This is a genomic window from Klebsiella sp. TF21-TM (assembly GCF_019753495.1).
In the GTDB taxonomy this organism is placed as follows: domain Bacteria; phylum Pseudomonadota; class Gammaproteobacteria; order Enterobacterales; family Enterobacteriaceae; genus Klebsiella; species Klebsiella quasipneumoniae.
Map to the genome: position 1 here is coordinate 1 of NZ_JAIJYL010000039.1, position 24,681 is coordinate 24,681.

27 protein-coding genes, 1 other RNA gene, 1 pseudogene and 1 other annotated feature are annotated in these 24,681 nt (G+C 53.8%); of the genes and pseudogenes, 14 read left to right on the forward strand and 15 right to left on the reverse strand.

What is annotated here, in order from left to right:
* Positions 1 to 406 (forward strand): annotated as a pseudogene (locus K5R89_RS24275) (hypothetical protein); the annotation flags it as partial.
* Between the two features lie 62 nt (positions 407 to 468).
* Here the strand turns inward: K5R89_RS24275 and K5R89_RS24280 are convergent.
* The 5 genes from K5R89_RS24280 to smpB form a co-directional block, all read right to left on the reverse strand.
* Positions 469 to 1,176, reverse strand: a complete 708-nt coding sequence (locus tag K5R89_RS24280) for an MAE_28990/MAE_18760 family HEPN-like nuclease (protein WP_087827466.1) — start codon at positions 1,174 to 1,176, stop codon at positions 469 to 471.
* Entirely contained in the window at positions 1,173 to 2,315 is a 1,143-nt protein-coding gene (locus K5R89_RS24285) for a DUF262 domain-containing protein (protein ID WP_049242229.1), read from the reverse strand. Before K5R89_RS24285 ends, K5R89_RS24280 begins: the two co-directional genes overlap by 4 nt.
* Before the next feature lie 181 nt (positions 2,316 to 2,496).
* On the reverse strand, positions 2,497 to 3,726 hold the full coding sequence (locus K5R89_RS24290; RefSeq protein ID WP_087827467.1) for an integrase domain-containing protein: 1,230 nt from the start codon (positions 3,724 to 3,726) through the stop codon (positions 2,497 to 2,499).
* A 166-nt stretch (positions 3,727 to 3,892) separates the two neighbouring features.
* Positions 3,893 to 4,255, reverse strand: a transfer-messenger RNA (tmRNA) gene (gene ssrA / locus K5R89_RS24295).
* Between the two features lie 144 nt (positions 4,256 to 4,399).
* Positions 4,400 to 4,882, reverse strand: a complete 483-nt coding sequence (smpB, locus tag K5R89_RS24300; protein WP_002914164.1) for an SsrA-binding protein SmpB — start codon at positions 4,880 to 4,882, stop codon at positions 4,400 to 4,402.
* Positions 4,883 to 5,031: 149 nt separating this feature from the next.
* Between smpB and K5R89_RS24305 the strand changes: the two genes are divergently transcribed.
* Positions 5,032 to 5,469 carry a type II toxin-antitoxin system RatA family toxin gene (locus K5R89_RS24305; protein WP_008806099.1) on the forward strand — a complete coding sequence of 146 codons (438 nt, stop codon included), beginning with the start codon at positions 5,032 to 5,034 and terminating at the stop codon, positions 5,467 to 5,469.
* On the forward strand, positions 5,459 to 5,749 hold the full coding sequence (locus tag K5R89_RS24310) for an RnfH family protein (RefSeq protein ID WP_049013859.1): 291 nt from the start codon (positions 5,459 to 5,461) through the stop codon (positions 5,747 to 5,749). The genes K5R89_RS24305 and K5R89_RS24310 overlap by 11 nt, the downstream gene beginning before the upstream one ends.
* A gap of 70 nt (positions 5,750 to 5,819) precedes the next feature.
* Here K5R89_RS24310 and bamE read toward each other — a convergent pair whose 3' ends face one another.
* From bamE to nadK, 3 genes are all read right to left on the reverse strand, one after another.
* Complete coding sequence (gene bamE / locus K5R89_RS24315; RefSeq protein WP_004206850.1) at positions 5,820 to 6,161, reverse strand: outer membrane protein assembly factor BamE; 342 nt, start codon at positions 6,159 to 6,161, stop codon at positions 5,820 to 5,822.
* 146 nt (positions 6,162 to 6,307) lie between these two features.
* Positions 6,308 to 7,969, reverse strand: a complete 1,662-nt coding sequence (recN, locus tag K5R89_RS24320) for a DNA repair protein RecN (protein ID WP_217259608.1) — start codon at positions 7,967 to 7,969, stop codon at positions 6,308 to 6,310.
* An 86-nt stretch (positions 7,970 to 8,055) separates the two neighbouring features.
* A complete protein-coding gene (gene nadK / locus K5R89_RS24325; protein WP_002914158.1) occupies positions 8,056 to 8,934 on the reverse strand; it encodes an NAD(+) kinase in 879 nt (292 codons plus the stop codon).
* 124 nt (positions 8,935 to 9,058) lie between these two features.
* Here nadK and grpE point away from each other — a divergent pair, with 124 nt between their 5' ends.
* Positions 9,059 to 9,649, forward strand: a complete 591-nt coding sequence (gene grpE / locus K5R89_RS24330) for a nucleotide exchange factor GrpE (RefSeq protein WP_004174800.1) — start codon at positions 9,059 to 9,061, stop codon at positions 9,647 to 9,649.
* Between the two features lie 118 nt (positions 9,650 to 9,767).
* On the opposite strand, the gene K5R89_RS24335 is transcribed toward grpE, so the two are convergent.
* Together K5R89_RS24335 and K5R89_RS24340 are read right to left on the reverse strand one after the other, a co-directional pair.
* On the reverse strand, positions 9,768 to 11,054 hold the full coding sequence (locus K5R89_RS24335; protein WP_023290690.1) for an HlyC/CorC family transporter: 1,287 nt from the start codon (positions 11,052 to 11,054) through the stop codon (positions 9,768 to 9,770).
* A 19-nt stretch (positions 11,055 to 11,073) separates the two neighbouring features.
* Positions 11,074 to 11,865 (reverse strand): inner membrane protein YpjD, encoded by a 792-nt coding sequence (locus K5R89_RS24340; RefSeq protein ID WP_002914153.1) that lies wholly within the window; start codon positions 11,863 to 11,865, stop codon positions 11,074 to 11,076.
* Between the two features lie 163 nt (positions 11,866 to 12,028).
* On the opposite strand from K5R89_RS24340, the gene ffh reads away from it, so the two are divergent.
* From ffh to K5R89_RS24375, 7 genes are all read left to right on the forward strand, one after another.
* The gene (gene ffh / locus K5R89_RS24345) at positions 12,029 to 13,393 is read left to right on the forward strand and encodes a signal recognition particle protein (protein WP_002914152.1); all 1,365 of its coding nucleotides are present in this window, start codon (positions 12,029 to 12,031) and stop codon (positions 13,391 to 13,393) included.
* 248 nt (positions 13,394 to 13,641) lie between these two features.
* The gene (gene rpsP, locus K5R89_RS24350) at positions 13,642 to 13,890 is read left to right on the forward strand and encodes a 30S ribosomal protein S16 (protein WP_002914149.1); all 249 of its coding nucleotides are present in this window, start codon (positions 13,642 to 13,644) and stop codon (positions 13,888 to 13,890) included.
* An 18-nt stretch (positions 13,891 to 13,908) separates the two neighbouring features.
* Positions 13,909 to 14,457, forward strand: coding sequence for a ribosome maturation factor RimM (gene rimM, locus K5R89_RS24355; protein ID WP_004150977.1), 549 nt, complete (start codon positions 13,909 to 13,911; stop codon positions 14,455 to 14,457).
* A gap of 31 nt (positions 14,458 to 14,488) precedes the next feature.
* Positions 14,489 to 15,256, forward strand: coding sequence for a tRNA (guanosine(37)-N1)-methyltransferase TrmD (gene trmD, locus K5R89_RS24360; protein ID WP_002914147.1), 768 nt, complete (start codon positions 14,489 to 14,491; stop codon positions 15,254 to 15,256).
* A 39-nt stretch (positions 15,257 to 15,295) separates the two neighbouring features.
* Entirely contained in the window at positions 15,296 to 15,643 is a 348-nt protein-coding gene (rplS, locus tag K5R89_RS24365) for a 50S ribosomal protein L19 (protein WP_002914145.1), read from the forward strand.
* Positions 15,644 to 15,762: 119 nt separating this feature from the next.
* Positions 15,763 to 16,221 carry a DUF2946 domain-containing protein gene (locus K5R89_RS24370; protein ID WP_032453748.1) on the forward strand — a complete coding sequence of 153 codons (459 nt, stop codon included), beginning with the start codon at positions 15,763 to 15,765 and terminating at the stop codon, positions 16,219 to 16,221.
* 57 nt (positions 16,222 to 16,278) lie between these two features.
* Complete coding sequence (locus K5R89_RS24375; RefSeq protein WP_217259609.1) at positions 16,279 to 17,637, forward strand: PepSY domain-containing protein; 1,359 nt, start codon at positions 16,279 to 16,281, stop codon at positions 17,635 to 17,637.
* A gap of 8 nt (positions 17,638 to 17,645) precedes the next feature.
* On the opposite strand, the gene K5R89_RS24380 is transcribed toward K5R89_RS24375, so the two are convergent.
* The 3 genes from K5R89_RS24380 to K5R89_RS24390 are packed head-to-tail and all read right to left on the reverse strand — an operon-like array spanning position 17,646 to position 19,867.
* A complete protein-coding gene (locus K5R89_RS24380; RefSeq protein WP_023290687.1) occupies positions 17,646 to 18,128 on the reverse strand; it encodes an OmpA family protein in 483 nt (160 codons plus the stop codon).
* A gap of 13 nt (positions 18,129 to 18,141) precedes the next feature.
* Positions 18,142 to 19,365, reverse strand: coding sequence for a diguanylate cyclase DgcN (gene dgcN / locus K5R89_RS24385; RefSeq protein ID WP_023290686.1), 1,224 nt, complete (start codon positions 19,363 to 19,365; stop codon positions 18,142 to 18,144).
* Entirely contained in the window at positions 19,358 to 19,867 is a 510-nt protein-coding gene (locus K5R89_RS24390; protein WP_023290685.1) for a YfiR family protein, read from the reverse strand. The genes dgcN and K5R89_RS24390 overlap by 8 nt, the downstream gene beginning before the upstream one ends.
* A 342-nt stretch (positions 19,868 to 20,209) precedes the next feature.
* Here K5R89_RS24390 and aroF point away from each other — a divergent pair, with 342 nt between their 5' ends.
* The 3 genes from aroF to K5R89_RS24405 all read left to right on the forward strand — a co-directional run bounded on the left by aroF (position 20,210) and on the right by K5R89_RS24405 (position 23,346).
* Positions 20,210 to 21,280 carry a 3-deoxy-7-phosphoheptulonate synthase AroF gene (gene aroF, locus K5R89_RS24395; RefSeq protein ID WP_064157707.1) on the forward strand — a complete coding sequence of 357 codons (1,071 nt, stop codon included), beginning with the start codon at positions 20,210 to 20,212 and terminating at the stop codon, positions 21,278 to 21,280.
* A 9-nt stretch (positions 21,281 to 21,289) separates the two neighbouring features.
* On the forward strand, positions 21,290 to 22,411 hold the full coding sequence (gene tyrA / locus K5R89_RS24400; RefSeq protein ID WP_004206843.1) for a bifunctional chorismate mutase/prephenate dehydrogenase: 1,122 nt from the start codon (positions 21,290 to 21,292) through the stop codon (positions 22,409 to 22,411).
* A gap of 62 nt (positions 22,412 to 22,473) precedes the next feature.
* Positions 22,474 to 23,346 (forward strand): SMP-30/gluconolactonase/LRE family protein, encoded by an 873-nt coding sequence (locus K5R89_RS24405; protein ID WP_101976862.1) that lies wholly within the window; start codon positions 22,474 to 22,476, stop codon positions 23,344 to 23,346.
* On the opposite strand, the gene pheA is transcribed toward K5R89_RS24405, so the two are convergent.
* A complete protein-coding gene (gene pheA, locus K5R89_RS24410; RefSeq protein WP_060589671.1) occupies positions 23,343 to 24,503 on the reverse strand; it encodes a bifunctional chorismate mutase/prephenate dehydratase in 1,161 nt (386 codons plus the stop codon). The two genes, K5R89_RS24405 and pheA, sit on opposite strands and share 4 nt — an antisense overlap.
* 24 nt (positions 24,504 to 24,527) lie before the next feature.
* Positions 24,528 to 24,652, reverse strand: a sequence feature (Phe leader region).
* Positions 24,604 to 24,651, reverse strand: a complete 48-nt coding sequence (pheL, locus tag K5R89_RS24415; RefSeq protein WP_100250063.1) for a pheA operon leader peptide PheL — start codon at positions 24,649 to 24,651, stop codon at positions 24,604 to 24,606. Its footprint overlaps the feature before it by 48 nt.
* Positions 24,653 to 24,681: the final 29 nt, after the last annotated feature.

The following is a 24,681-nucleotide window of genomic DNA, read 5'->3' on the forward strand; positions in this document are numbered from 1 at the left end:
TCTCCTCCAGGAACATAATCAGTATGCAGGAAGATCTCTAAATGTGAATGGTCCGCTTTACCGGGATACTTACACTATCAGTAGGATACTTGATCATGCAGAAACAGCAAACGCAGCCACGAATAACTTTAGACTCAAAGGCCGTCGCAGTTTCAATAGTCGAGCAACTAAGAGCGAAGAATTAAGGGAACGTTTAGGAATTAAAAAAACAGTTATCCAGCCTAAAAATAAAGAAAAACCTGTTAAAGATGAAAAAAAGGAAAAAGAATCTTACATGATTGGGTATGAAAGTAAGTTTAAATCTAATTTAAAACAGTATTCAAAAAAAGAAACTCAAAAAAACACCCTTCAATCGGCGGTTGTTATTAACTCAAATTTAAGAAGGTTTAGAACAAATTTAAAATAAGCCCCAGAGAAGGGGCTGTTATAGTATCTTTTTAATTTAAAGCCATGAGTAATAAAGCTTAATTATCTTCTTCTTCTTCTTCTTTGTTGCGGTGGTTGTGCTGGTTGTTCTTTATATTGCTTCTGATCTAAATATTTTGAGACTGATTTAATAACCTCCATCAAAAATTCTTTTGTATCAGAAAACTGTGATTCCAGAGATGCTAATACAATTATTCGACCATAATCTTCAAATGCTTGCTCTCCATGCGCCAAAATATTTCTAACTTTTTTTATTGTTTTAAGGTTTTGTCCGATACCCTCCGATATTATTATATCATATTTAGCAAATATCTTCCTTATTTCTCTGGCATCGAGATTTCCACTATACAACTGATAAACTTCTGACATTTCTTTATAGCTTAGATTGAAATTGTCTTTGTTAATTATCAGGTTAATAGTGTCGTGGATAACATTTAAAGAGTCATGAATGTTATTACCCTTGTTTTTATGATAGTGATAGTAAAGTATCACAAGGTTTTTTATATTTGTACTTAGCTTTTTATAAGGTGTTTGTGACAGAATTATCTCATTGTGGATTTTTTTTAAAAGTTTAGTTGTGGTTGCCTCCACGATATTATATAAAGCAAGCATTACACTTGCTTTAATTACTGGTGATGTAGTTGTAATACCTTGATACGAAATATCTCCATTCTCTATAGCTTTAATTAAATCAATGATTTTTTGTATTTGCTCAAAATTGCCATTGACTTCTAAAGTTATGGTGTTCACTTTGACATCCTCAAAAGTAAATCACGAATAAACTCAATTCGTCCTACAAGCTTCTCTTTTTTGTGCAATTGATTTGCTATATGTGTATTATCTTTGAATTCTTTAGAGTTTATAGCTTTTCTTATCTCATCTTTGTCTATTTTATCTTTATTTATACCCATTCTAATGGCTAATAAAGTACCGACAGAGATAGCTTCAAAAATTGAACGTTTGGTTTGTGGATTAGATGTGTGTCTGAACCCAAATGGGAAGAATTCATTAACAAATTCCAAAACTTCATCCATATCACGACGATATTTATTGATTTCTTTTTGTTGTTGTTCAGTAGATAGCTTAGAAAGCTCATTGTTTTTATTTTTAAGGAATTTATCTAAATAATCAGAAAAACTTCCGGAAACACCCTTCTTATAATTATCGTTTTCAGATAGAGCATAAAAACGTAACAACAGTTCATTATGCTCTTGTCTCTTTTCTAACCACTTATCAACGAGCAGTTGCTTTTTGAATTCAAGGTTTTCCTGTGGATAATCATATATTAAATCGGTAAACAGGCCCGGATAGATTCCTTTTCTTTTCTCCATAGATTTGAGAAGATCACTTCCTCTGTTTATTCTTTCAAACATATCCTTTTTGACTTCATCAGTAGTCTCTTCCGACAAGATGATAAATCTAAGTGCTGTATCTAAGAGTTTACCTTGCCTGCTTTTATCTAAATCATTAAATAAAAAACCATTGGCATGATCAATGGATTGTAATCCACTTAGTCTTAGCTCATTACTGACAAAAGAATGAATGGTTCTTATTCTTTGTGAACCATCAACTATCTCCCATGCGCCGTCTTTATTTTCGGCGACAAAAATAAAAGGTATCGGGAGTCCAAGTATGATGGACTCTATAAGTTTTGATTGTCTCTTTTCATCCCAAGTAAACTCTCTTTGATAATCAGGAACATATAAGGTGTTTCTTTTTAGGGATGAACCATCTATATTTTCATTATCAATTTCATTATACTTTAGTCCATCTGAATATTTTCCGGAAATATACTCAACGGTCAAGTCGCGCATGTCATACCTAACCTCTTTTCTTTTTAAGTAAATTTGTTCTTCAAGAACTTCATTTTTTTTAGTTGATGCACTCATTTTATTTCCTCTGCTTGTTAGTTGTGAATCTAACTATTACCATTTAAGAGTGGTGAAAGTATATCATAACGATTAAGTGGAGACTGCTAAATACTCTCGATACCCCAACCCATTTTCTTGTAGGGATGCACTGATGTTTTTCATTGACAATGCTTTGTTAGCCAATTGGCTCGTCTTATCGTTAAGCTGCGAGGATGTTGTGTTTTTGTCTCTGAACGTAATCCCCCCACCACTGCATCAGTTCTGTTCTTTCAGCAAGATACTCGGAACGATTGTAGGCAGCTATGATTTCGTTGTTCTTAGTGTGAGCTAAGGCTGATTCAAGCACCTCTGTTCTAAATTTACCACTTTCTTCAGCAGCCGTTCTTGCTATAGAGCGCATTCCGTGGGCTACCAGTTCACCACCGAATCCCATACGGATGATTGCAGCATTAGCTGTTTGCTCATGCATGTGGTTAAGCGGGGCCTTAATGCTTGGGAAAACCCACTCTCTATGACCACTGATTGGTCTGATTAACTCAAGTATACGCATAGCCTCTTTACTCAGCGGAATCTTGTGAGGGCGTTTCATCTTCATAAACTCACCGGGGATGTTCCAGAATCGATTATCTTCGTCTATATCACTCCACCGAGCACGGACAGCTTCTCCCGGACGAACCCACGTAAGGAGTTGCCACTCAATTAGAAGACGTGTTTCGAGTCGTATAGAAGCGTTAGATAGAGCAATTAAGAATCGGGGTAAATCATCTGGTGGTAAAGCAGGCATGTTTTGCTTCTTGGGCTTACTGAATCGCTGACCGAGGTTATCAGCAGGATTAAACTCAATAAGTTCTTCTGTCGCAGCCCAACGGAAAATTTCATTTAGACGTGAAATGATACGGCGTAGGGTTTCCAATACGCCTCGTTGTTCTATGGGATCAAGGTGTTGTTTTAAGAGCTTGGGACGGATCTCTTTGATAGGAACGTTGCCTAAACCGGGGAAAATATTTCGTTCAAGGCTTCGCCAGATGTCTTCTGCGTGGTCTGGAGAGATACCAGAGGTCTTAACCTTTTCATCTAACCATTTCCTAGCAACCGCTTGTAGCGTGTGCTCAGTGGCATCCTTAAGGGCATTGGCTTTATCGTTGTTGTGAATCTGCGGATCGATACCATTTGCAAGCAACGATAAGTATTCATCACGTAAAGCCCGAGCTTTGGCAAGTGTGAGATGAGGGTAGGTTCCTAAGCTCATCTTTGTTCGCTTCTTACTTACTGGCACTGCATACCTGAAATACCAATTTTTCTTACCACCCTTTGATAGGGGAGCGATTCGTAGCATCAGGCCGTCACCATCAAAAAGGTTGATCTCCTTTTCTGCTGGCTTGGTATTTTTGATTTCAGTGTCAGTGAGTTTCTTAGCGATTTTTGCCATTTTTAGGACCCTCGATTTTGGGACCCTTTGCGTTGGGTCCCAAAAAGGGTGCCATAAGGAGTAGCTTCTAGCAAATTTCAGTAGACTTCTGTAGACGTAAAAAAGCCCGCAAGGCTGGTTCCATGCGGGCTTAGTAGACTTCAGTATACTTCAAACAACTAAAAAGTGGTGGAGCTGGCGGGAGTTGAACCCGCGTCCGAAATTCCTACATCCTCGGCACTACATGCTTAGTCAGTCTTTACATTCGCTTGCCAGCTGCGGACAGACACGCCACTAACAAACTAGCCTGATTAGATTTAACGCTTCAACCCCAGGCAGGGCATCCACGCGATCTCTTTTGGGTTTGACCTCTCTTTGATCCCCGTCTTAAGAGCGGAAGCTAGGGAGAGAGGGCTCAGAGCAGGTTATTAAGCTGCTAAAGCGTAGTTTTCGTCGTTTGCGACTATTTTTTGCGGCTTTTTACGAGGCCAACCGCCCCTCGGCATGCACCTTGGGTTTCGCAAATCCCGTCGAATCCAGAATCAGCCCCAATGTGTAGGTCAAGTATAACAGATTTGTGAATGTCGTTACCAGCCCCATAACGCAGGATTCTTTCAGCAGGGGTGGACGAAAAAGCAGCATCAACAAGGATATAGCGTAAGGGCCAGCGAGAGCTGGCCCTCAGGGGAGGGGGTTAGCGTCCGGCGTGCTTCATAATACGCGCCTTATCCAGCGCCCATTCACGATCTTTCAGATCGGTACGCTTGTCATGCTGTTTCTTACCTTTAGCGACGCCGATTTTCACTTTGCACCAGGCATTCTTCCAGTACAGCGACAGGGCGACAACGGTGTAACCTTCGCGGTTAATGCGGCCGTACAGCGTATCGAGTTCGCGCTGGTTGAGCAGCAGCTTACGGGTGCGCGTCGGGTCGCAGACATAGTGGGTGGAAGCTACGGCCATGGGCGTAAAGTTGGCGCCGAACAGGAAGGCTTCGCCATCCTTCAGGATGACATAGCTATCGCCGATGTTGGCTTTGCCTGCGCGCAGGGATTTGACTTCCCAGCCCTGCAGGGCGAGACCAGCCTCGTATTCATCTTCGATAAAGTATTCGTGACGGGCGCGTTTATTCAGCGCAATGGTGGCTGATCCAGGTTTGTGGGCTTTTTTCTTAGTCATAATGTCCTGAAGTCATCGTCTTATACACAGTTACCTCGATCGCATCCTGCGAGGTATACTGCGCATCTTAGCACGAGTTGCGGCACAGCGTTTTTTTTAGCAGCAGATAAATGATATTATTTGCACTGTGTTTAAATGTGGAACCTGCTATGCCTCAGATTAGCCGTACTGCGCTGGTGCCTTTCAGCGCGGAACAGATGTATCAACTGGTAAACGATGTGAAGTCCTATCCTGATTTTCTGCCAGGCTGCACCGGTAGCCGCGTGCTGGAATTCGGGCCGACGCAAATGACGGCGGCGGTTGATGTGTCCAAAGCCGGCATCAGTAAGACCTTCACGACCCGGAATACACTGACCAGCAACCAGAGCATTTTGATGAGCCTGGTGGATGGCCCGTTCAAGAAGCTGATTGGCGGCTGGAAGTTTATTCCGCTGAGCCCGGAGGCGTGCAAAATCGAGTTCCATCTCGATTTTGAGTTTACCAATAAGCTGATTGAGATGGCCTTTGGCCGGGTCTTTAAGGAACTGGCCGCCAACATGGTGCAGGCGTTCACTTCGCGCGCCAAAGAGGTCTACAGTGCCAGCTAATATTCGTGTTGAGGTCGCTTACGCACTGCCTGAAAAGCAGTACCTGCAGCGGGTCACTCTGGACGAGGGGGCGACGGTCGAGCAGGCGATTGTCGCCAGCGGCCTGCTGGCGCTGCGTGATGACATCGATCTGGCGAAAAACAAGCTGGGTATTTACAGTCGTCCGGTTAAGCTGCACGACGAAGTCCATGACGGCGACCGGGTGGAAATCTATCGCCCGCTGATCGCAGATCCGAAAGAGCTGCGTCGCCAGCGGGCGGAGAAAAACGCCGCGAAGTAAACCGCAGCAGCAGACCCGCTATCGGCCATAAAAAAAGCGCTCATTGAGCGCTTTTTTGCTTTTCCGGGCCTTACTGACTGGTCAGCGCGGGCTTGTTATCAATGTTGGTTAACACGCCGCCATTGTTGAAGGTCAGGGTCAGGGTCTGCTGAGTCACTTTCTCGTGGCCCGGCTCCTGACGGAATACATAGAACCAGGTGTTGGTGCCGAACGGATCCGACATCATTGGCGTTCCGAGAGCATAAGCAACCTGCTGTTGCGTCATACCGACACGAATTTTAGCTACATCGTTAGGTGCCAGATAGTTACCCTGGTTGATGTCAGGACGGTAAACCACTCGTTCCAGAGTGGAACAGCCTGCGGTCAACATAAGAAGAACCGCTGCGGCAGCAGTCAGCGTTTTACAGCGCATAGTGATTTGATTCCTTTTTGGGCCCGAGCAGTACGTGGCTCATCTGTAATATGCCGATAATAATAGACCTTCGCGCCGATGGAAACCTCCGGCTGCGGTCAGCAGGCAATTTGCTGTTCACTATGACCCTGTGAAAATCAAAAAGTTTACGCCGCAAGCAACTCTTTCGCGTTCGCCAGGGTGTTGCGCGTGACCTCGCTGCCGCCCAGCAGGCGAGCCAGCTCCTGCAGACGAGCACGCTTATCCAGCGGCTGCATATGGGTTTCGGTCATCTCGCCATCGGTCTCTTTGCAGACAAAGAAATGATGGTGGCCGCAGCCTGCGACCTGCGGCAGGTGGGTAACGCACATCACCTGCGTGGACTCGCCCAGCTGGCGCAGCAGCTTGCCGACCACCGCCGCGGTCGGGCCGCTGATGCCGACGTCCACTTCGTCGAAGATCAGCGCCGGGGTTTCCATTTTACGCGCGGTGATCACCTGAATCGCCAGCGCAATACGCGACAATTCGCCGCCAGAGGCCACTTTCGCGATCGGCTGCAGCGGCTGACCCGGGTTAGTGGTGACGCGGAACTCAATATGATCGGCGCCGTCGGCGGTGAGATGGCGTTCATCAAAAGCGACCTCAATCGCGAAGACCCCGTGCGGCATCGAAAGTGAGTGCATACTCTCAGTGATAAGCTGGGTTAGCTCGTCGGCGCTGGCCTGGCGCAGGCCGTGCAGCTGGCGCGCGGTCTCCAGCGCCTGCTGATGATGTTCGACCACCTGCTGGCTGAGGGATTCCAGCGAGCCGGCGCTGTCGTCCAGCAGGCGCTGCTCTTCGAGCATCGCCTGATAAACCGCCGGCAGCTCTTCCGGCATCACCTGGTGTTTACGCGCCAGCGCGATTTGCCGGGAAATCCGCTGCTCAAGTTCGAACAGACGATTAGGATCGAGGTCCAGACGGTCGTGATAGTGGCGCAGCTCATCGCTGGCCTCGCTGAGCTGAATGGCCGCCTCTTCCAGCATATCCAGCACGCCGGAAAGCTTGCTGTCCATACCCACCAGCTCGCTGACCAGCTGCTTCGCGGTATAAAGCTGGCTATGCAGGTTGGCCTCTTCGCCGTCCGCCAGTACCGTCAGGGCGTGCTGACAGGTGCTGAGCAGCTGACCGCTGTTGGCCAGGCGTTTGTACTCTTCGTCAATCTGCTCAAACTCTCCCGCCAGCGGGTTAAATTCGTTCAGCTCTTTAAGCTGGTACTGCAGCAGATCGGCGCGGGCGGCGCGCTCCTGGCTCTGCTGCTGATGCTGGGCCAGCTCGCGGCAGCTCTGGTGCCACTGGCGATAGTGCTCTGCCATGCGCTGAGTGAGCGCATACTCACCGGTATAGCCGTCGAGCAGCGTTTTCTGGTGTTCGGGTTTGGTCAACAGCTGGTGCGCATGCTGGCCGTGGATCTGGATCAGCAGCTGGCCCAGCTCGCGCAGCTGCGAGAGCGGGACGGCGGTGCCGTTGATGAAGCCGCGCGAGCGGCCGTCGGCGCTGATCACCCGGCGAAGTAAACACTCACGCCCGCTCTCCAGCTGGTTCTCTTCCAGCCAGCGCTGGGCGGCCGGGGTATCTTTCAGCGCGAAGCGCGCGCACAGGTCGGCACGGGTGGCGCCGCGACGCACCATGTCGGCTTCCGCTCTGCCGCCGAGGCACAGCCCCAGCGCGTCGATGGCAATGGATTTCCCGGCGCCGGTTTCCCCGGTGATGGCGGTCATGCCGCTGTGGAAATCAATTTCCAGTTCACGAACGATAGCAAAATTACTGATGGTGAGTTGCGCCAACATAGCTGCCTTCCTGTATGAAAAACCAATACTGTGTTTTCGTACAGTATAGACTGGTTTTTTATCCAGTAAAGAGGCAGCGATGTAAATCAGAACAATTTTTTCGACCAGCCGAGCTTGGTGCTTAATGTATTGAAATAGCTGTAATCTTTAGGGTGAATCAGATTGAGGTGATAATCACAGCGGCGAATGAGAACGTCTTCGCCATCCTGGATCGGCAGGGCAATCTGGCTGTCGCAGCTGATCTCCAGATCGCTGCAGCGGTGAGAGAAGCGCAGGCGGATGGTGCTGTCGCCGTTGATCACCAGCGGTCGCGCCGAGAGGGTGTGCGGGAACATCGGCACCAGGGTGATGGCGTCCAGCGACGGGGTGAGGATCGGGCCGCCGGCCGACAGCGAATAGGCCGTGGAGCCGGTCGGAGTGGAGATAATCAGACCATCGGAGCGCTGGGAGAAGGCGAAGACTTCATCGATATAGACTTCGAACTCAATCATATGCGCCACTTTGCCGGGGTGCAGCACCACTTCGTTGATGGCGGTGCTGATGCGTTTCTGGCAATCCTGCTGGCACACCTGGGCTTCCAGCAGAAAGCGTTTCTCGGCGATGTAGTGGCCTTCCAGCACGTCGGCGAGCTGCTGCAGGGCGTTGTCCGGGTCCAGGTCGGTGAGAAAGCCGAGGTTGCCGCGGTTAATGCCGATGACGTTAATGTCATAACGGGCCAGAGTCCGCGCCGCGCCGAGCATATTGCCGTCGCCGCCCACGACCACCGCGAGGTCGGCCTGTTGGCCAATCTCCGCCAGCGTGCCGGTTTTCACGTTGCTGAGCTGGAGTTCATGGGCGATCTGCTGTTCAACCAGCACTTCATACCCTTTGCTGCACAGCCAGCGCCAGAGCATTTCATGTGTGGTCAGGGCGGTGGGGTGACGAGGATGTCCCACAATGCCGATACACTTGAAATGGTTCTTCATGATCTGGATGTCCTTGCGTTAAATGAAATAGTGACAATCTGTCCGCTTCCCTTGAAACCCGGAAACTGATCCCCATAATAAGCGAAGTTAGCGAGATGAATGCGAAAAAAACGCGGAGAAATTCATGAGTAGTAAAGAACAGAAAACGCCTGAGGGGCAAGCCCCGGAAGAAATTATCACGGAGCAGCACGACGACGTTGAGGCGGTAGAGCCTGAAGTTTCGGCTGAGCAGGTGGATCCGCGCGATGAAAAAATTGCGAATCTGGAAGCCCAGCTGGCTGAAGCGCAGAAACGTGAACGTGAAGTGATGCTGCGTGCCAAAGCCGACGAAGATAACCTGCGTCGTCGTACCGAGCAGGATATCGAGAAAGCGCACAAATTCGCGCTGGAAAAATTCGTCAATGAACTGCTGCCGGTGATCGACAGCCTGGACCGCGCGCTGGAAGTGGCCGACAAGGCTAACCCGGAGCTGGCGCCGATGGTGGAAGGGATCGAACTGACCCTCAAATCTATGCTGGACGTAGTGCGTAAGTTTGGCGTGGAAGTGATCGCCGACACCAACGTTCCGCTGGATCCGAACGTCCACCAGGCCATTGCGATGGTCGAGTCTGAAGACGTGGCGGCGGGCAACGTGCTGGCCGTGATGCAGAAAGGTTACACCCTGAACGGCCGCACCATTCGCGCCGCGATGGTGACGGTAGCAAAAGCGAAATAACGTTTGCTGCCTTGCTCAACGGCTGCCCGCGGGCGGCCGTTTTTTATGCCATCGCTCCCGGCGCGAGAAAAAAAACGGCGGGCCGCAGCCCACCGTGATGTTAATTCCTTCGCTCGCGCTACTCCGCGACGCTCTCGCGTAATGATTTCACCGGCATCACTTTCACCTGTTTGATCATGTTGTCCTGCACGTCGAGGATATCAATATCATACTGCTCAATGCGCACGCGGGTGCCCGGGACCGGGATCTCTTCCAGCGCTTCAAGGATGATACCGTTGATGGTGCGCGCTTCATCTTCCGGCAGGTTCCAGTTGAACGCTTTGTTGATCTCGCGAACGTTGGCGCTGCCGTCGATTATCACCGTACCGTCGTTGAGCGGGGTCACTTCCTCCGCCAGGGTGGGTGACATGGAGGTGGTGAAGTCGCCGACAATCTCTTCAAGAATATCTTCTACGGTAACCAGCCCCTGAATATCGCCGTATTCATTAACCACCAGGCCGACTTTCTTTTTATTGCGCTGAAATTTCACCAGCTGGGTGCTGAGCGGCGTCCCTTCCGGAACAAAGTAGATCTCATCTGCCGCCCGCAGCATGATTTCTTTTGTGAACTCTTTCTTCTCCGTCATCAGGCGGTAGGCTTCGCGGACGCGCAGCATGCTGATGGCATCGTCCAGCGAATCGCGGTAGAGCACAATACGGCCGTGTGGGGAGTGGGTCAGCTGGCGGACAATAGATTTCCAGTCGTCATTGATGTCGATGCCGACAATCTCATTGCGCGGCACCATGATGTCGTTAACGCTGACCTTCTCCAGGTCCAGCACCGACAGCAGCATATCCTGATTGCGTCGTGAGATTTGTGAACGGGATTCATTCACAATCGTGCGCAGTTCATCTTTACTCAGGGCGCTGCTGATGACGGTATCGGTGCGGATGCCCATCATGCGCATCAGCATGCGGGTGATGGTATTCAGCAGCCACACCAGGGGCATCATCAGCACCTGCAGGGGCGCCAACAGGAAGCTGCTGGGGTAGGCGACCTTTTCCGGATAGAGGGCGGCGATGGTTTTCGGCAGGACTTCGGCAAACACCAGCACCACAAAGGTGAGCACGCCGGTGGCGATCGCGACGCCGGCATCGCCGTAGAGGCGCATGCCGACGATGGTGCCCAGCGCCGAGGCGAGAATGTTGACGAGGTTATTGCCGATGAGCACAAGGCTAATCAGGCGGTCCGGCTTGCGCAGCAGCTTCTCCACGCGCTTGGCGGGGCGGTTGCCTTGTTTCGCCATATGACGCAGCCGGTAGCGGTTCAGCGTCATCATGCCGGTTTCGGAGCCGGAGAAATAGGCAGAGATAATCACCATGACGATCAGCGTTATGATCAGCGTGGTGGTGGAGATATGTTCCACGTAGGATTCCTTAAAAGACTTAGCTCACGAACTGTTGCAGCACGCGGCTACCAAAATAGGCCAGCGTCAGCAGACCGGCGCCAGCGACGCTGAACCAGACCACACGACGTCCGCGCCACCCTTCATGATAGTGGCCCCACAGCAGGACGATATAGACGAACCACGCAATAATCGACAGCACCGCTTTATCAATGTTTTCGCTGCTGAACAGATTGTGCATATAGAACAGACCGCTACACAGCGTCAGGGTCAGCAGCACCACGCCGACCTGGGTGATGTGGAACATTTTGCGCTCAATGCTCATCAGCGGCGGCATTTCGCTACTGAAGGCCAGCTTTTTGTTCTTTAACTGGTAGTCGATCCACGCCAGCTGTAGCGCATACAGCGCGGCAATGATCAGCGTGGCGTAGGAGAAGAGCGACAGGCCGATATGCACCAGCATCCCCGGGGTGGTTTCCAGGTGGGTGATATATTCGTTAGGCACGAAGGTGGCGAAAGCCAGATTGATCAGCGCGAAGGCATAGACGATAGGCAGCAGCAGCCAGCCGCGATTGCGCGAGGCCACGATAGTCATGACCGTACAGATCATCAGGCTGACCAGCGACCCGACGTTCAGTAAGCTGAGGTTTTGCCCGCTCTCGCCGCCGGGGAATATCCGTGCTTCCAGCGCAAAAGCATGGCAGATCAACGCGATAGTCGCTGATAAAATCGCCATTCGCCGCCAGCTGCTGTTTTTTTGCAGCAAGCCGGGGATAATCAGCGCGAGGCTGACGGAGTAGGCGACAAGGGCGAGTAGAGCAAAAACAGGCATAGGTGTCGGCTGTTGGATAAATAAGAAAGAGAAGCAGTATAACGTCAGCAGGCCTCTGCTCCAACCGTTGCAGCACATTCAGATTGATGTCGTGTTATACTCCGCCACATTCGTTTTGTGTGTCGCTGCGGCGACCGACCGTTTCCACCTCAGGCGAGAGACAATGTTTGATAATTTAACCGATCGTTTGTCGCGTACGCTGCGCAACATTAGCGGCCGCGGACGCCTTACAGAAGACAATATTAAAGACACCCTGCGCGAAGTGCGCATGGCGCTGCTGGAAGCGGACGTTGCGCTTCCGGTGGTACGTGATTTCATCAGCCGCGTCAAAGAGAGCGCGGTCGGCCATGAAGTCAATAAAAGCCTGACCCCGGGTCAGGAGTTCGTCAAAATCGTCCGCAACGAGCTGGTGGCGGCGATGGGCGAAGAGAACCAGACCCTCGACCTGGCGGCGCAGCCGCCGGCGGTGGTGCTGATGGCGGGCCTGCAGGGCGCCGGTAAAACCACCAGCGTCGGTAAGCTGGGGAAATTCCTGCGCGAGAAGCACAAGAAGAAAGTGCTGGTGGTTTCCGCGGACGTTTACCGCCCGGCGGCGATCAAACAGCTGGAGACCCTGGCCGAGCAGGTCGGCGTCGACTTCTTCCCGTCCGACGTCGGCCAGAAGCCGGTTGATATCGTCAACGCGGCGCTGAAAGAAGCGAAGCTCAAATTCTACGACGTGCTGCTGGTGGATACCGCCGGTCGTCTGCACGTTGACGAAGCGATGATGGACGAAATTAAGCACGTCCACGCCGCCATTAATCCGGTTGAAACCCTGTTCGTCGTCGATGCGATGACCGGCCAGGATGCGGCGAATACCGCCAAAGCCTTTAACGAAGCGCTGCCGCTGACCGGCGTGGTGCTGACCAAAGTGGACGGCGACGCCCGCGGCGGCGCGGCGCTGTCGATTCGCCATATTACCGGCAAGCCGATTAAATTCCTCGGCGTCGGCGAGAAAACCGAAGCGCTGGAGCCGTTCCATCCGGACCGCGTCGCCTCTCGCATCCTCGGCATGGGCGACGTGCTGTCGCTGATCGAAGATATCGAGAGCAAAGTCGACCGCGCGCAGGCCGAGAAGCTGGCCTCCAAGCTGAAGAAAGGCGACGGTTTCGATCTCACCGACTTCCTTGAGCAGCTGCGCCAGATGAAAAACATGGGCGGCATGGCCAGCCTGATGGGCAAGCTGCCGGGTATGGGCCAGATCCCGGACAACGTGAAAGCGCAGATGGATGACAAAGTGCTGGTACGTATGGAGGCGATCATCAACTCGATGACCCTGAAAGAGCGCGCCAAGCCGGAAATCATCAAAGGTTCACGTAAGCGCCGTATCGCCGCCGGCTGCGGGATGCAGGTGCAGGATGTGAACCGTCTGCTCAAGCAGTTCGACGACATGCAGCGCATGATGAAGAAGATGAAGTCGAAAGGCGGCATGATGAAGATGATGCGTGGCATGAAAGGGATGATGCCGCCAGGCTTCCCGGGCCGCTAATCGGCCTGGCTTGTTTGCCATTTCGCCACCGGGGTGTGCTCGCCATCCTCACGTACTACGTGTACGTTCCGGTGGCTGCGCGCACGCCGGCAGCGAACTGACTGCACCGCCGACGGCCTTTTACAGCAGACTTATCAACTGCTGATTGCATTTTCCCCAGAAATCAGTAAAATTTTCGGGCTTTTAATATGACACCGGGCTCCGTTCCTCGATGGGGCCCGGTTGTTTTATTCACACAAGAGGATGTTATGGTAACTATTCGTTTAGCACGTCACGGCGCTAAAAAGCGTCCGTTCTACCAGGTTGTTGTCACCGACAGCCGTAATGCACGCAACGGTCGCTTCATCGAGCGCGTTGGTTTCTTCAACCCGATCGCTAACGGTGCGGAAGAAGAGACTCGCCTGGATCTGGATCGTATCGCTCACTGGGTTGGCCAGGGCGCTACTGTTTCCGATCGCGTTGCCGCGCTGATCAAAGCCGCTAACAAAGCAGCTTAATCTGTCACGGTGGTCATGATGAGCAAGCAACACACCGCACAAGCACCTGTTGATCCGATCGTATTGGGGAAAATGGGTTCTTCCTACGGTATCCGTGGTTGGCTCAGAGTGTTTTCCTCCACCGAAGACGCCGAAAGCATTTTTGACTATCAGCCCTGGTTAATCCAGAAGGCGGGTCAGTGGCAGGTCGTTGAGCTGGAAAGCTGGCGCCACCACAATCAGGACATCATCATCAAGCTGAAAGGCGTTGACGATCGTGATGCCGCGAATCTACTGACTAATTGCGAAATTATCGTGGATTCATCGCAGTTGCCGGAGCTGGAAGAGGGTGACTACTACTGGAAAGACCTGATGGGCTGCCAGGTAGTGACAACGGAAGGCTATAGCCTCGGTAAAGTCATCGATATGATGGAAACCGGGTCTAATGACGTGCTCGTCATCAAGGCAAACCTGAAAGATGCATTTGGTATCAAGGAGCGGTTGGTTCCGTTCCTCGATGGGCAGGTTATCAAGAAAGTCGATCTCACTACGCGTACTATCGAAGTAGATTGGGATCCTGGTTTTTAAATTCTCCGGATAAACGGTAAAAGACGGCGCTATGTGGATTGGCATAATTAGCCTGTTTCCTGAAATGTTCCGCGCAATTACCGATTACGGGGTAACTGGCCGGGCAGTAAAAAATGGCCTGCTGAGCATCGAAAGCTGGAGTCCTCGCGACTTCACGCATGACCGGCACCGTACCGTGGACGATCGTCCTTACGGCGGCGGACCGGGGATGCTAATGATGGTGCAACCCTTACGGGATGCCATTCATGCAGCAAAAGCCGCGGCAGGTGAAGGCGCGAAGGTGATTTATCTGTCACCTCAGGGACGCAAGCTTGATCAAGCGGGCGTCAGCGAACTGGCAACGAATCAGAAACTGATTCTGGTGTGCGGTCGCTACGAAGGGATAGACGAGCGCGTAATCCAAACCGAAATTGACGAAGAATGGTCAATCGGCGATTACGTTCTCAGCGGTGGCGAGTTACCGGCAATGACGCTGATTGACTCCGTTTCCCGGTTCATTCCGGGGGTACTGGGCCATGAAGCATCAGCAACGGAAGATTCCTTTGCTGATGGGTTGCTGGATTGTCCCCACTATACCCGTCCTGAAGTGTTAGAAGAGATGGAAGTACCGCCAGTATTGCTGTCGGGAAACCATGCTGAGATACGTCGCTGGCGTCTGAAGCAGTCGCTGGGCCGAACCTGGCTTAGAAGACCTGAACTTCTGGAAAACCTGGCTCTGACTGAAGAGCAAGCAAAGCTGCTGGCGGAGTTCAAAACTGAACACGCGCAACAGCAGCATAAACATGATGGGCAGGCGTGAGCCCCCAATATCAGTTTACCCAGGATAAGAGATTAAATTATGAGCAACATTATTAAGCAACTTGAACAAGAACAGATGAAGCAGGACGTACCTTCCTTCCGTCCGGGTGATACCGTGGAAGTGAAAGTATGGGTTGTTGAAGGTTCCAAAAAACGTCTGCAGGCATTCGAGGGCGTGGTTATCGCTATTCGTAACCGCGGTCTGCACTCTGCATTCACTGTTCGCAAAATTTCCAACGGCGAAGGCGTTGAGCGTGTCTTCCAGACTCACTCTCCGGTAGTTGACAGCATTGCTGTTAAACGTCGTGGTGCTGTACGTAAAGCTAAACTGTACTACCTGCGTGAGCGCACTGGTAAGTCTGCTCGTATCAAAGAGCGTCTTAACTAAGATTCGCTTTCGCGACATCCTGACAAAAAGGGCTGGCCTCAGGGCCGGCCCTTTTTTTATCTTTGTTGTAACCATCGTGATGTAAATCATTTACAATACGCCCTCTATTCGGAGGGGCGGTGGTCAGCAACAGTTTTCAGCAAACGACACCTAAACGGCGAGCCGCCTGGCTGGCGCTGTTGGCGATCCTGCTGATCGTCGTGGCTCCCCTGATCTCCGTCTCCCTGCAAAAAGACCCCATGAGCGCCATGCCCGGCATGCACCACGCCATGATGATGGACAGCTCGCCAGCGAGTATGGCGCAGATGCCTGGCCACGAGATGGCGATGACGCATAGCGCAGACGGCGCTACGCATACCGGACACGAACTGCCGCTGGATCATGCCGAAGCGTGTGGCTATTGCGTGCTGTTAGCCCATGTCCCGGGTCTGCTTTTCGCGCTGGCTCTGTTCGTCGCCATGCTCCTGCGGCGCATTCGCCTGCCGGCTTCTCGGCCGGTATTAAAACACTGGCGTTACTTTCCCTGGCTTTACCCCGAAACCCGCGCCCCGCCGCGGCTGTCTGCTTTTTCCCTTTAATAAAAATGAATCTGCGCACTGCGCAACGACCTCTTTTTGCTTTGAAAAAGGAAAAGTATGACAACCTGCACCTCGCGCGCGGCATGGCTGAACCTGCTGCGTCGCCTCCATTTCTATATCGGGCTGTTTATCGGACCGTTTATCTTTGTCGCTGCCCTGACCGGCACGCTGTACGTGGCGACGCCGCAGCTGGAAAACTGGCTCTATCACGATGCGCTGTATGGCCTTCCCGAAGGCACCCAGCAGCCGCTCAGCGCCCAGATTGCGGTGGCAGAAGAAGCGACCCAGGGTAATCTGCGGCTGCTGGCGGTACGTCCGGCCCCCGCGGTGGGCGAGACCACCCGCATTATGTTTGCCGATCCGAGTCTCGGGGAGTCGGAATCCCGGGCCATTTTTGTCGATCCGATCGCGCTGCGGGTGAAGGGCGATATGACGGTCTACGGCACCAGCGGCATCCTGCCGCTGCGGCAGTGGATTGACTATGCGCATCGTTCGCTGCTGCTGGGCGACAGCGGGCGGCTCTACAGCGAACTGGCTGCCTCATGGATGTGGGTGGCCGCCCTGGGGGGCATTGCCCTGTGGGCGATGACGCGTCCAAAACGGCGGCTCAATAACGCCCTGCAGAATCATCGTCGGCTGCACGTGACGCTGGGCTGGTGCTTACTGCTGGGCATGCTGCTCTTCTCCGCCACCGGCCTGACCTGGTCGCAATGGGCCGGCGGCAACGTGGATAAAATGCGGGCGGCTTTCGGCTGGTGGACGCCGCAGGTCAATACCCTGCTGCACGGTGAGGCGCCGATGGCGCACGATCCCCATGCCGGGCATCATAGGGAGGCGATGGCCATGACCCAGCATCAGCCAGCGCAGTTTGACCAGGCGCTGGCGGTGGCCCGTCAGGCGGGGCTGAACGCCAGCCGGCTGGAGATCCGTCCGCCGGTGTCAGACGAACGCGCCTGGACGGTGAATGAGATCGACCGCCGCTGGCCGACGCAGGTGGACGCGGTGGCGATCGATGGCGCCTCGATGCAGGTGGTGGATCGCACCCATTTTGCCGACTTTCCGCTGATGGCGAAGCTTACCCGCTGGGGCGTCGATTTCCATATGGGGATCCTCTTTGGTCTGGCGAATCAGCTGCTGCTGGTGGGGTTTGGCTGCGCGCTGTGCGTAACCATCGGCGTGGGGTACCGGCTGTGGTGGATACGCCGTCCGCCACAGGCCGTCTGGGATCCGGCGCTTTCCCTGCTGCAGGCATGGCTGTCGCTCGCCTGGCCTGCCCGTGGGCTGGTGCTGGGGATAGCGTTAGCCCTGGGGCTGGCCATGCCGTTGATGGGGATCAGCCTGGTGCTGTTCATTGCCGTTGACTACCTGCGCTGGCGCGCGGCAACGGCAATGAGGATAGCGAAGTCCAGCGATTAAGCGGACGTCTACGGCGTGCTGATGACCACCGTGACCCGGCGGTTTTCAGCGCGCCCGGCCGCGGTATCGTTGCTGGCGATCGGGTATTTTTTGCCAAGGCCGCGGGTGACTAAATTACTGCGCGGGATATGGGCGCCTTCCGCCCAGGCATCGGCTACGCTGTTGGCCCGCTTAAGCGACAGGGCTTCGTTATAACTATCCTCACCATAATTATCGGTGTGGCCTTCAAGGCGGCTATGTGTAATCCCGGTTGTCGCCAGCCGCGAGGCCATTTGGGTGATCTGCTGGCGGCTGTCGGGACGTAGTCGGTAGTCATTCTTGTCAAACAGGATGCTATCGGATAAGCCCAGGGACCAATCGCCATTGCTTTCAGTGAAGCCATAAGATTTCATCGCCGCCACCTGCTCAGGGGTAAATTTTCCCTGAGGAGCCTGGCAACCTGTCAAAAGCGCCGCCGCCATCAGGGCGGGGGCGAAATATTTCCTGATCATAATGCGTCCTTTATTATTTCAGCATCTGCTGGATACGTTGGTTCTTCATCCGATACATGTTCTGATCGGCAAGTTCTTGCAGTGATTCCGCCGTGGCGTGTTCCCACGCCAGGGCATAACCGACGCTCAGCGAGAGCGTGGCGCTATGGCCATTGTGCAGGTTGAATGGCGGAAGAAATTGTTCTGACAGCGCCTGGCACAGGGCCTGGACTTCTGCTTCCGAGCGCACCTCGCGCAGCAGAACCGCAAACTCATCGCCACCAAGACGCCACGCCAGATGGCGTTTACCGGCGAAAGTCATCAGGCGGCTGGCGACTTCCATCAGCACTTTATCGCCCGCCGCATGTCCCCAGTTGTCATTGATCAATTTGAAGTTATCGCCATCGAGAAACAGTAACGCTGAGGTCTGGTGATCCACTTCATTTTTCATCAGCTCGGCGAGCGCGTTGCGAAAGGCGGCGCGGTTAGCCAGGCCGGTCAACGGATCGTGTAACGAGCTGCGCAACAGCTGAGCATTTTTGGCCTGCAACTGGCGCTGCCAGTCCTCCATCTCCCCCAGCAGACTGTTAAAGTCCTGGGCAAACAGATGGAACTCCTCGATACGCTCCTCCGGCACCCGCCGGGAGAAGTGGCGGTTTTCGCGAATATCATGCACGACCTCGGTGATGCTCTGCAGGGCGGCGACGATCCCCCGGTGCAGGGAGTGGGTCAGCAGCAGGCCGATGAACGAGGCGAGCAGAATGCTGCCGGTCAGTACCAGAATCGAGATGCCGAGAAAGTGGCTAATCAGTTCATCCAGCGCGGTCAGTCGCAGCTCGCCGATTTGTTTCCCCTGGTGCCAGATGGGCTGCACCGTGGGCTCCGGAAACAGCCATTTACTGATAAGACCGCTCACTTGTTCTTTGTTGGCCAGCGGTTCGTGGCGCCAGGCGGCGAAGTGCTGCTTCTGGCCGTTGAGCACGATCGCCTGGGAAATCTGCCCTTGCTTCCCCAGCGAAGCGAGGGTCTCCTCTGCTGCCGCGCTGTCGCCAAATACCAGGGCGGCTTCGAGGCTGCGGCCCATGGTCGCGGCAGTGAGCTCAAGATTTTTCTGCGCGTACTGCTTGAGCGTGAAAATAGAGGCCGTGCTCAGCAGCAGCCAGACCAGCGTCATGGAGATCACCACGCTTATCACGCTAATGCGACGCAGCGCGCGTTTGAACGTCGGGCGCGATGTCTGTGAAAAGTCCTTATTCATGTGGTTTCTTCCGGGCAAGCATCAGGACGTCCGGGTTAACCCGAACCCCGCTGTGCGTCAGAACGTCCAGATTAACGGAGAAGCGGACCCTGTCGTCGTTGATGATCAGGCAAAACGCGCTACCAATTGAGCAATCCGTATTTTGTTCTGCGATGAGTAACAGCGGCCTCGAGCCATAGCGGCGAGTTAATTCCGACTGTTGGGTCGGCGTTTCGCTGCCAAAATAAAAACCATCGCAGGTCGTTTTTAACGCTTCTTCACTATTACGTACTATCACCGGTTGATAAGGCAATGCATCCGGCGCTTCATGAGCCAGGCTATGGGTGAAGCGTGATGAGGCAAAAATGCATAGCTTCGGCGCCCCTGTTAATGACGGCCAACGGGTGTAGGTCACGATCCCGGAAACAATAGCGCGAACATGTTCTGAAGGTCCGGCAGCAAAAACAGGAGATACCGCGATGAGAAAAAATACAGTCAATAAAAGACGGTGTAATACTGTCATTAACGCTTCCGTCAAATTCGCCATAGCGCGGGAATAGCCGCTGCCGATGCCCGGCGAAGAATACCACTGATAGCAAAACCCGTCATTAGATGCGCCCTTTGCTTTGGGACAAATCTCACCAGGATTTTTCGTAATGCCGATGGCGCTGGCGAGCAATTTTGGCGCGATTTCACCGTCTGTAAATATTATTGTACGGTTAATGCCGTGGTAATGGCCAATTAATTTATTACTGTAAAGTAAAATTTACGGAATATGGATTGAATTCTTTACTTCGTATGGTATCGTTACGTCATGCCCGCTGAGGCAACCCTTATCGCAAACGAGCTACACAGGATCGCAATCATGCAAAAAGACGCGCTGAACAACGTACATATTACCGACGAACATGTATTAATGACCCCGGAGCAACTGAAGGCGGAATTCCCCCTGAGCGTTGAACAGGAAGCGCAGATCGCGCACGCCCGTGAAACCATCTCCAATATCATCGCCGGTCGCGATCCGCGCCTGCTGGTGGTCTGCGGTCCTTGCTCCATTCACGATCCGGAAGCGGCGATCGAATATGCTCGTCGGTTTAAAGCCCTTGCCGCAGAGGTCAGCGATAGCCTCTACCTGGTGATGCGCGTCTATTTTGAAAAACCCCGTACCACCGTCGGCTGGAAGGGGCTGATTAACGATCCGCATATGGATGGTTCGTTTGATGTTGAAGGCGGCCTGAAGATTGCGCGTCGTCTGCTGGTCGAGCTTGTGAATATGGGACTGCCGCTGGCGACGGAAGCGCTGGATCCCAACAGCCCGCAGTACCTTGGGGATCTGTTCAGCTGGTCCGCCATCGGCGCGCGAACCACGGAATCTCAGACGCACCGCGAAATGGCCTCTGGTCTTTCCATGCCGGTAGGCTTTAAAAATGGCACCGACGGTAGCCTGGCCACGGCTATCAACGCCATGCGCGCCGCGGCGATGCCGCACCGATTCGTCGGTATCAACCAGGCCGGGCAGGTCTGCCTGCTGCAAACGCAGGGTAACCCGAACGGCCATGTGATCCTCCGCGGCGGTAAGGCGCCGAACTACGGTCCGGAAGATGTGGAGAAATGTGAAAAAGAGATGGCGCAGGCGGGACTGAAGCCGTCGCTGATGGTAGATTGCAGTCATGGGAACTCCAATAAAGATTTCCGCCGCCAGCCGGCCGTGGCTGAATCCGTTGTCGCGCAGATCAAAGATGGCAATCGCTCCATTATCGGCCTGATGATCGAGAGTAATATCCACGAGGGCAATCAGTCCTCTGAACAGCCGCGTGAGTCGATGAAATATGGCGTTTCGGTAACGGATGCCTGCATCAGCTGGGAAACCACCGATGCGCTGCTGCGTGAACTGGATAAGGATCTCCGCGGCCACCTGGCGGCCCGTTTGGTGTAAGAGGAAAGTATGGTTGCTGAACTGACCGCGTTACGCGATCAAATTGATGAAGTGGATAAAGCGTTGCTTAGCCTGCTGGCTAAGCGCCTGGAACTGGTGGCCGAAGTCGGCGAGGTGAAGAGCCAGTATGGCCTGCCGATTTACGTCCCGGAACGCGAGGCGGCGATGCTCGCCTCCCGGCGTGAAGAGGCGGCTGCGCTTGGCGTTCCGCCGGATCTGATCGAGGACGTTCTGCGTCGCGTGATGCGGGAATCCTATTCCAGCGAAAACGACAAAGGCTTTAAAACCCTTTACCCGAATCTGCGGCCGGTGGTGATCGTCGGCGGCGGCGGGCAGATGGGGCGTCTGTTTGAGAAGATGTTAACGCTGTCCGGCTACCAGGTGCGCATTCTGGAAAAAGAGGACTGGGCGCGGGCGACGGATATCGTCGCCGATGCCGGTATGGTCATTGTCAGCGTGCCGATTCACACCACCGTGGAGACGATCGCCAGGCTGCCGCCGCTGCCGGCGGATTGCATTCTGGTCGACCTTGCCTCGGTTAAAGCAGAGCCGCTGCAGGCGATGCTGGCGGCGCATCAGGGCCCGGTACTCGGCCTGCACCCGATGTTCGGTCCGGACAGCGGCAGCCTTGCCAAGCAGGTGGTGGTCTATTGCGATGGACGCCAGCCGGAGGCCTATCAGTGGTTCCTCGAGCAAATTCAGGTCTGGGGCGCGCGCCTGCATCGCATCAGCGCGGTGGAGCACGATCAGAACATGGCCTTTATTCAGGCGCTGCGCCACTTTGCCACCTTCGCCTATGGTCTGCATCTGGCGGAAGAGAATGTGCGCCTTGAGCAGTTGCTGGCGCTCTCGTCACCCATTTACCGGCTGGAGCTGGCGATGGTGGGCCGTCTGTTTGCCCAGGATCCGCAGCTCTACGCCGACATTATTATGTCCTCGGAAAACAACCTGGCGCTGATTAAGCGCTACTACCAGCGGTTTGGCGAGGCGATCGGTCTGCTGGAGCAGGGCGATAAGCAGGCGTTTATCGATAGCTTCCGTAAAGTCGAACACTGGTTTGGCGATTACGCCCAGCGTTTCCAGAGCGAGAGCCGCACGCTGCTGCGTCAGGCGAACGATAATCGGCAGTAAAGCGAAAAAGATGTATACAATAAAGCCAGCGACCGCTGGCTTTTTTTATAGGGATGACAACGATGGCTGAACCACAACCGCTGTTTGACTACACCGGATACCTGCCGGAATGCCCGACCTGGAGTGAGGCAGAGCAGGCCCTCTACTGGGCCGATATCATGGAATGTGAAATTCACCGCTACGATACCCGCAGCGGCGAACACCAGGTGCTGCAGTTTCCGGAGGAGGTCGGCTGTTTTTCCCTGCGCGAGAAGGGCGGTTTTATCGTTGCATTGCGCAGCGGTATCTGGCTGACCGACGCCCACGGTCTGCTGCGGCGGAAAGTCTGCGATAACCCGAGCAACCCGGAACTGGCGCGCTTTAACGACGGCGGGACCGATCGCGACGGGCGCTTTTATGCCGGCACCTTCTGGGGCCCGGGGGATTACAACGGCGCGCTGCTGATGCGGGTCGATAACGACCTGAAGCCGTCGGTGATCCAGTGCGACATCCATGGCGCCAACGGTCTGGCGTTTAGCGCCGACCGGCGCTGGATGTATACCTCCGATACGCCGAACGCCGTGATTTACCGTACGCCGCTGGATGAGCAGGGTGAGCCTGGCCAGCGCGAAGTCTTTCGCCGTTTTCTGCCGGGCGAAGGGATCCCGGACGGGGCGGCGATTGACGTGGAGGGATGTTACTGGAGCGCAATGTTTGACGGCTGGCGGATCGCTCGTTTCTCTCCGCAGGGTGAGGAGCTGGAGTCCTACCCGATGCCGGTACGTTGCCCGACGATGGTCTGCTTTGGCGGGGCGGATATGAAAACGCTCTACATCACCACCACCCGGGAAAACATGGCGGACGATGAGCTGGCGCAGTATCCGCTGTCCGGCGCTATCTTCACCCTGCCGGTGGCGGTGGCAGGGATGAAGAAATTGCCGTTCCGCGAACGCTAAACCGGATCCACCGGCACGACGTTTTCGCTGGGGTAGCAACCGAGAACCTTCATGGAGCGGGTGATCTCCGCCAGCTCCTTCAGCGCCTTGCGCATGGGCAGCGAGTCCAGGTTTGCCTGAATATCGAGATAAAACATCTCTTCCCATGGATTGCCATGGATTGGGCGAGACTCCAGTTTGGTCATGATCAGATTGTGATTGCGCAGCACCAGTAAGGCCTCCACCAGGGCGCCCGCCTGCTGACCGGTCGCCATTAACAGCGTGGTCTTCGCCGGAACCTGATCGGAGACGTTCACCGCTTTGCGCGCCAGAATGAGGAAGCGCGTAATATTCTGCGTCTGGTTGGCCTGGCAGTGCTCCAGCACCTGCAGACCGTACAGGGCGCCGCCCGCTTCGCTGCCCAGTGCCGCGACGGCCGGGGAGTTCGCCTGCGCGACTTTTTCCATCGCCGCTGAGGTGCTCTCGGTATATTCAATCTTCCAGTGCGGGTAGCGACTCAGATACTGGCTACACTGCTGGAACGGCTGCGGATGGCTGTAGACGGTCTGAATTTTATCGGCATCCGTCGAGGTGCTGACCAGTACGCAATGATCGATAGGGATCGTCAGTTCGCCAACGATCGACAGGCTGGTGTGCTGCAGCAGATCGTAGACGTCGTTGATCCCGCCGGAGCTGGTGTTTTCAATCGGCACTACGGCGTAATCGGCCTGACCGGTCTCCACCTGATTAAAAATATCGGCGAACTTCGCGCAGCCGCTTTCAATAAACTGCTCAAAGTGGCGAGCGGCGTACTGACGCGCCGCCAGATGCGAATAAGAGCCTTTGGGACCGAGGAACGCCACGCGAGCCGAATGCGGGTTAATTTTATTCAAGTGCTGCTGCAACAGGGTTTGCTGGGTCAGAACAGAGTCTTCGATAATCAGCTGGAACAGGCGGGTGATGTAGTGTGCATCCAGATTATGACGCTTGCCGAGGGTCATCAGACGCTCCAGCAGATCGCGTTCGCGGTCAATATCACGCACCGGACGATGGGAAGCCAGTTTGGCTTTACCAACCTCAACAGCCAGCCCGCGACGCTCCGCCAGCAGAGCAAGCAGTTTCTCATCCAGCGCGCTTATCTTGTCGCGCAGCGCCAGTAATGGGTTTTCCTCGGTCATAGATGTTGCCTTTGTTGTTATCAAATAAAAAAGGCCTCCCGGGTGGGAGGCCTTATTGTTCGTCTTCGCATTCTTTCTTATACGACGAATTGCCTCCCGGTCAGGGGAAGGTAAAAAAGAATGCGAAGAAGAACGGGACGAGTTTCATGATGAATTCCTTTAAGTAGTGGGGATTACA

Excerpts from the sequence above, each read along its gene's own strand:
- K5R89_RS24285 (WP_049242229.1), bottom strand. The coding sequence starts at position 2,315 with ATGAGTGCATCAACTAAAAAAAATGAAGTTCTTGAAGAACAAATTTAC.
- K5R89_RS24290 (WP_087827467.1), bottom strand. The coding sequence starts at position 3,726 with ATGGCAAAAATCGCTAAGAAACTCACTGACACTGAAATCAAAAATACC.
- smpB (WP_002914164.1), bottom strand. The coding sequence starts at position 4,882 with ATGACTAAGAAAAAAGCCCACAAACCTGGATCAGCCACCATTGCGCTG.
- K5R89_RS24305 (WP_008806099.1), top strand. The coding sequence starts at position 5,032 with ATGCCTCAGATTAGCCGTACTGCGCTGGTGCCTTTCAGCGCGGAACAG.
- bamE (WP_004206850.1), bottom strand. The coding sequence starts at position 6,161 with ATGCGCTGTAAAACGCTGACTGCTGCCGCAGCGGTTCTTCTTATGTTG.
- recN (WP_217259608.1), bottom strand. The coding sequence starts at position 7,969 with ATGTTGGCGCAACTCACCATCAGTAATTTTGCTATCGTTCGTGAACTG.
- nadK (WP_002914158.1), bottom strand. The coding sequence starts at position 8,934 with ATGAAGAACCATTTCAAGTGTATCGGCATTGTGGGACATCCTCGTCAC.
- grpE (WP_004174800.1), top strand. The coding sequence starts at position 9,059 with ATGAGTAGTAAAGAACAGAAAACGCCTGAGGGGCAAGCCCCGGAAGAA.
- K5R89_RS24340 (WP_002914153.1), bottom strand. The coding sequence starts at position 11,865 with ATGCCTGTTTTTGCTCTACTCGCCCTTGTCGCCTACTCCGTCAGCCTC.
- ffh (WP_002914152.1), top strand. The coding sequence starts at position 12,029 with ATGTTTGATAATTTAACCGATCGTTTGTCGCGTACGCTGCGCAACATT.
- rpsP (WP_002914149.1), top strand. The coding sequence starts at position 13,642 with ATGGTAACTATTCGTTTAGCACGTCACGGCGCTAAAAAGCGTCCGTTC.
- rimM (WP_004150977.1), top strand. The coding sequence starts at position 13,909 with ATGAGCAAGCAACACACCGCACAAGCACCTGTTGATCCGATCGTATTG.
- trmD (WP_002914147.1), top strand. The coding sequence starts at position 14,489 with ATGTGGATTGGCATAATTAGCCTGTTTCCTGAAATGTTCCGCGCAATT.
- rplS (WP_002914145.1), top strand. The coding sequence starts at position 15,296 with ATGAGCAACATTATTAAGCAACTTGAACAAGAACAGATGAAGCAGGAC.
- K5R89_RS24375 (WP_217259609.1), top strand. The coding sequence starts at position 16,279 with ATGACAACCTGCACCTCGCGCGCGGCATGGCTGAACCTGCTGCGTCGC.
- K5R89_RS24380 (WP_023290687.1), bottom strand. The coding sequence starts at position 18,128 with ATGATCAGGAAATATTTCGCCCCCGCCCTGATGGCGGCGGCGCTTTTG.
- dgcN (WP_023290686.1), bottom strand. The coding sequence starts at position 19,365 with ATGAATAAGGACTTTTCACAGACATCGCGCCCGACGTTCAAACGCGCG.
- K5R89_RS24390 (WP_023290685.1), bottom strand. The coding sequence starts at position 19,867 with ATGACAGTATTACACCGTCTTTTATTGACTGTATTTTTTCTCATCGCG.
- aroF (WP_064157707.1), top strand. The coding sequence starts at position 20,210 with ATGCAAAAAGACGCGCTGAACAACGTACATATTACCGACGAACATGTA.
- tyrA (WP_004206843.1), top strand. The coding sequence starts at position 21,290 with ATGGTTGCTGAACTGACCGCGTTACGCGATCAAATTGATGAAGTGGAT.
- K5R89_RS24405 (WP_101976862.1), top strand. The coding sequence starts at position 22,474 with ATGGCTGAACCACAACCGCTGTTTGACTACACCGGATACCTGCCGGAA.
- pheA (WP_060589671.1), bottom strand. The coding sequence starts at position 24,503 with ATGACCGAGGAAAACCCATTACTGGCGCTGCGCGACAAGATAAGCGCG.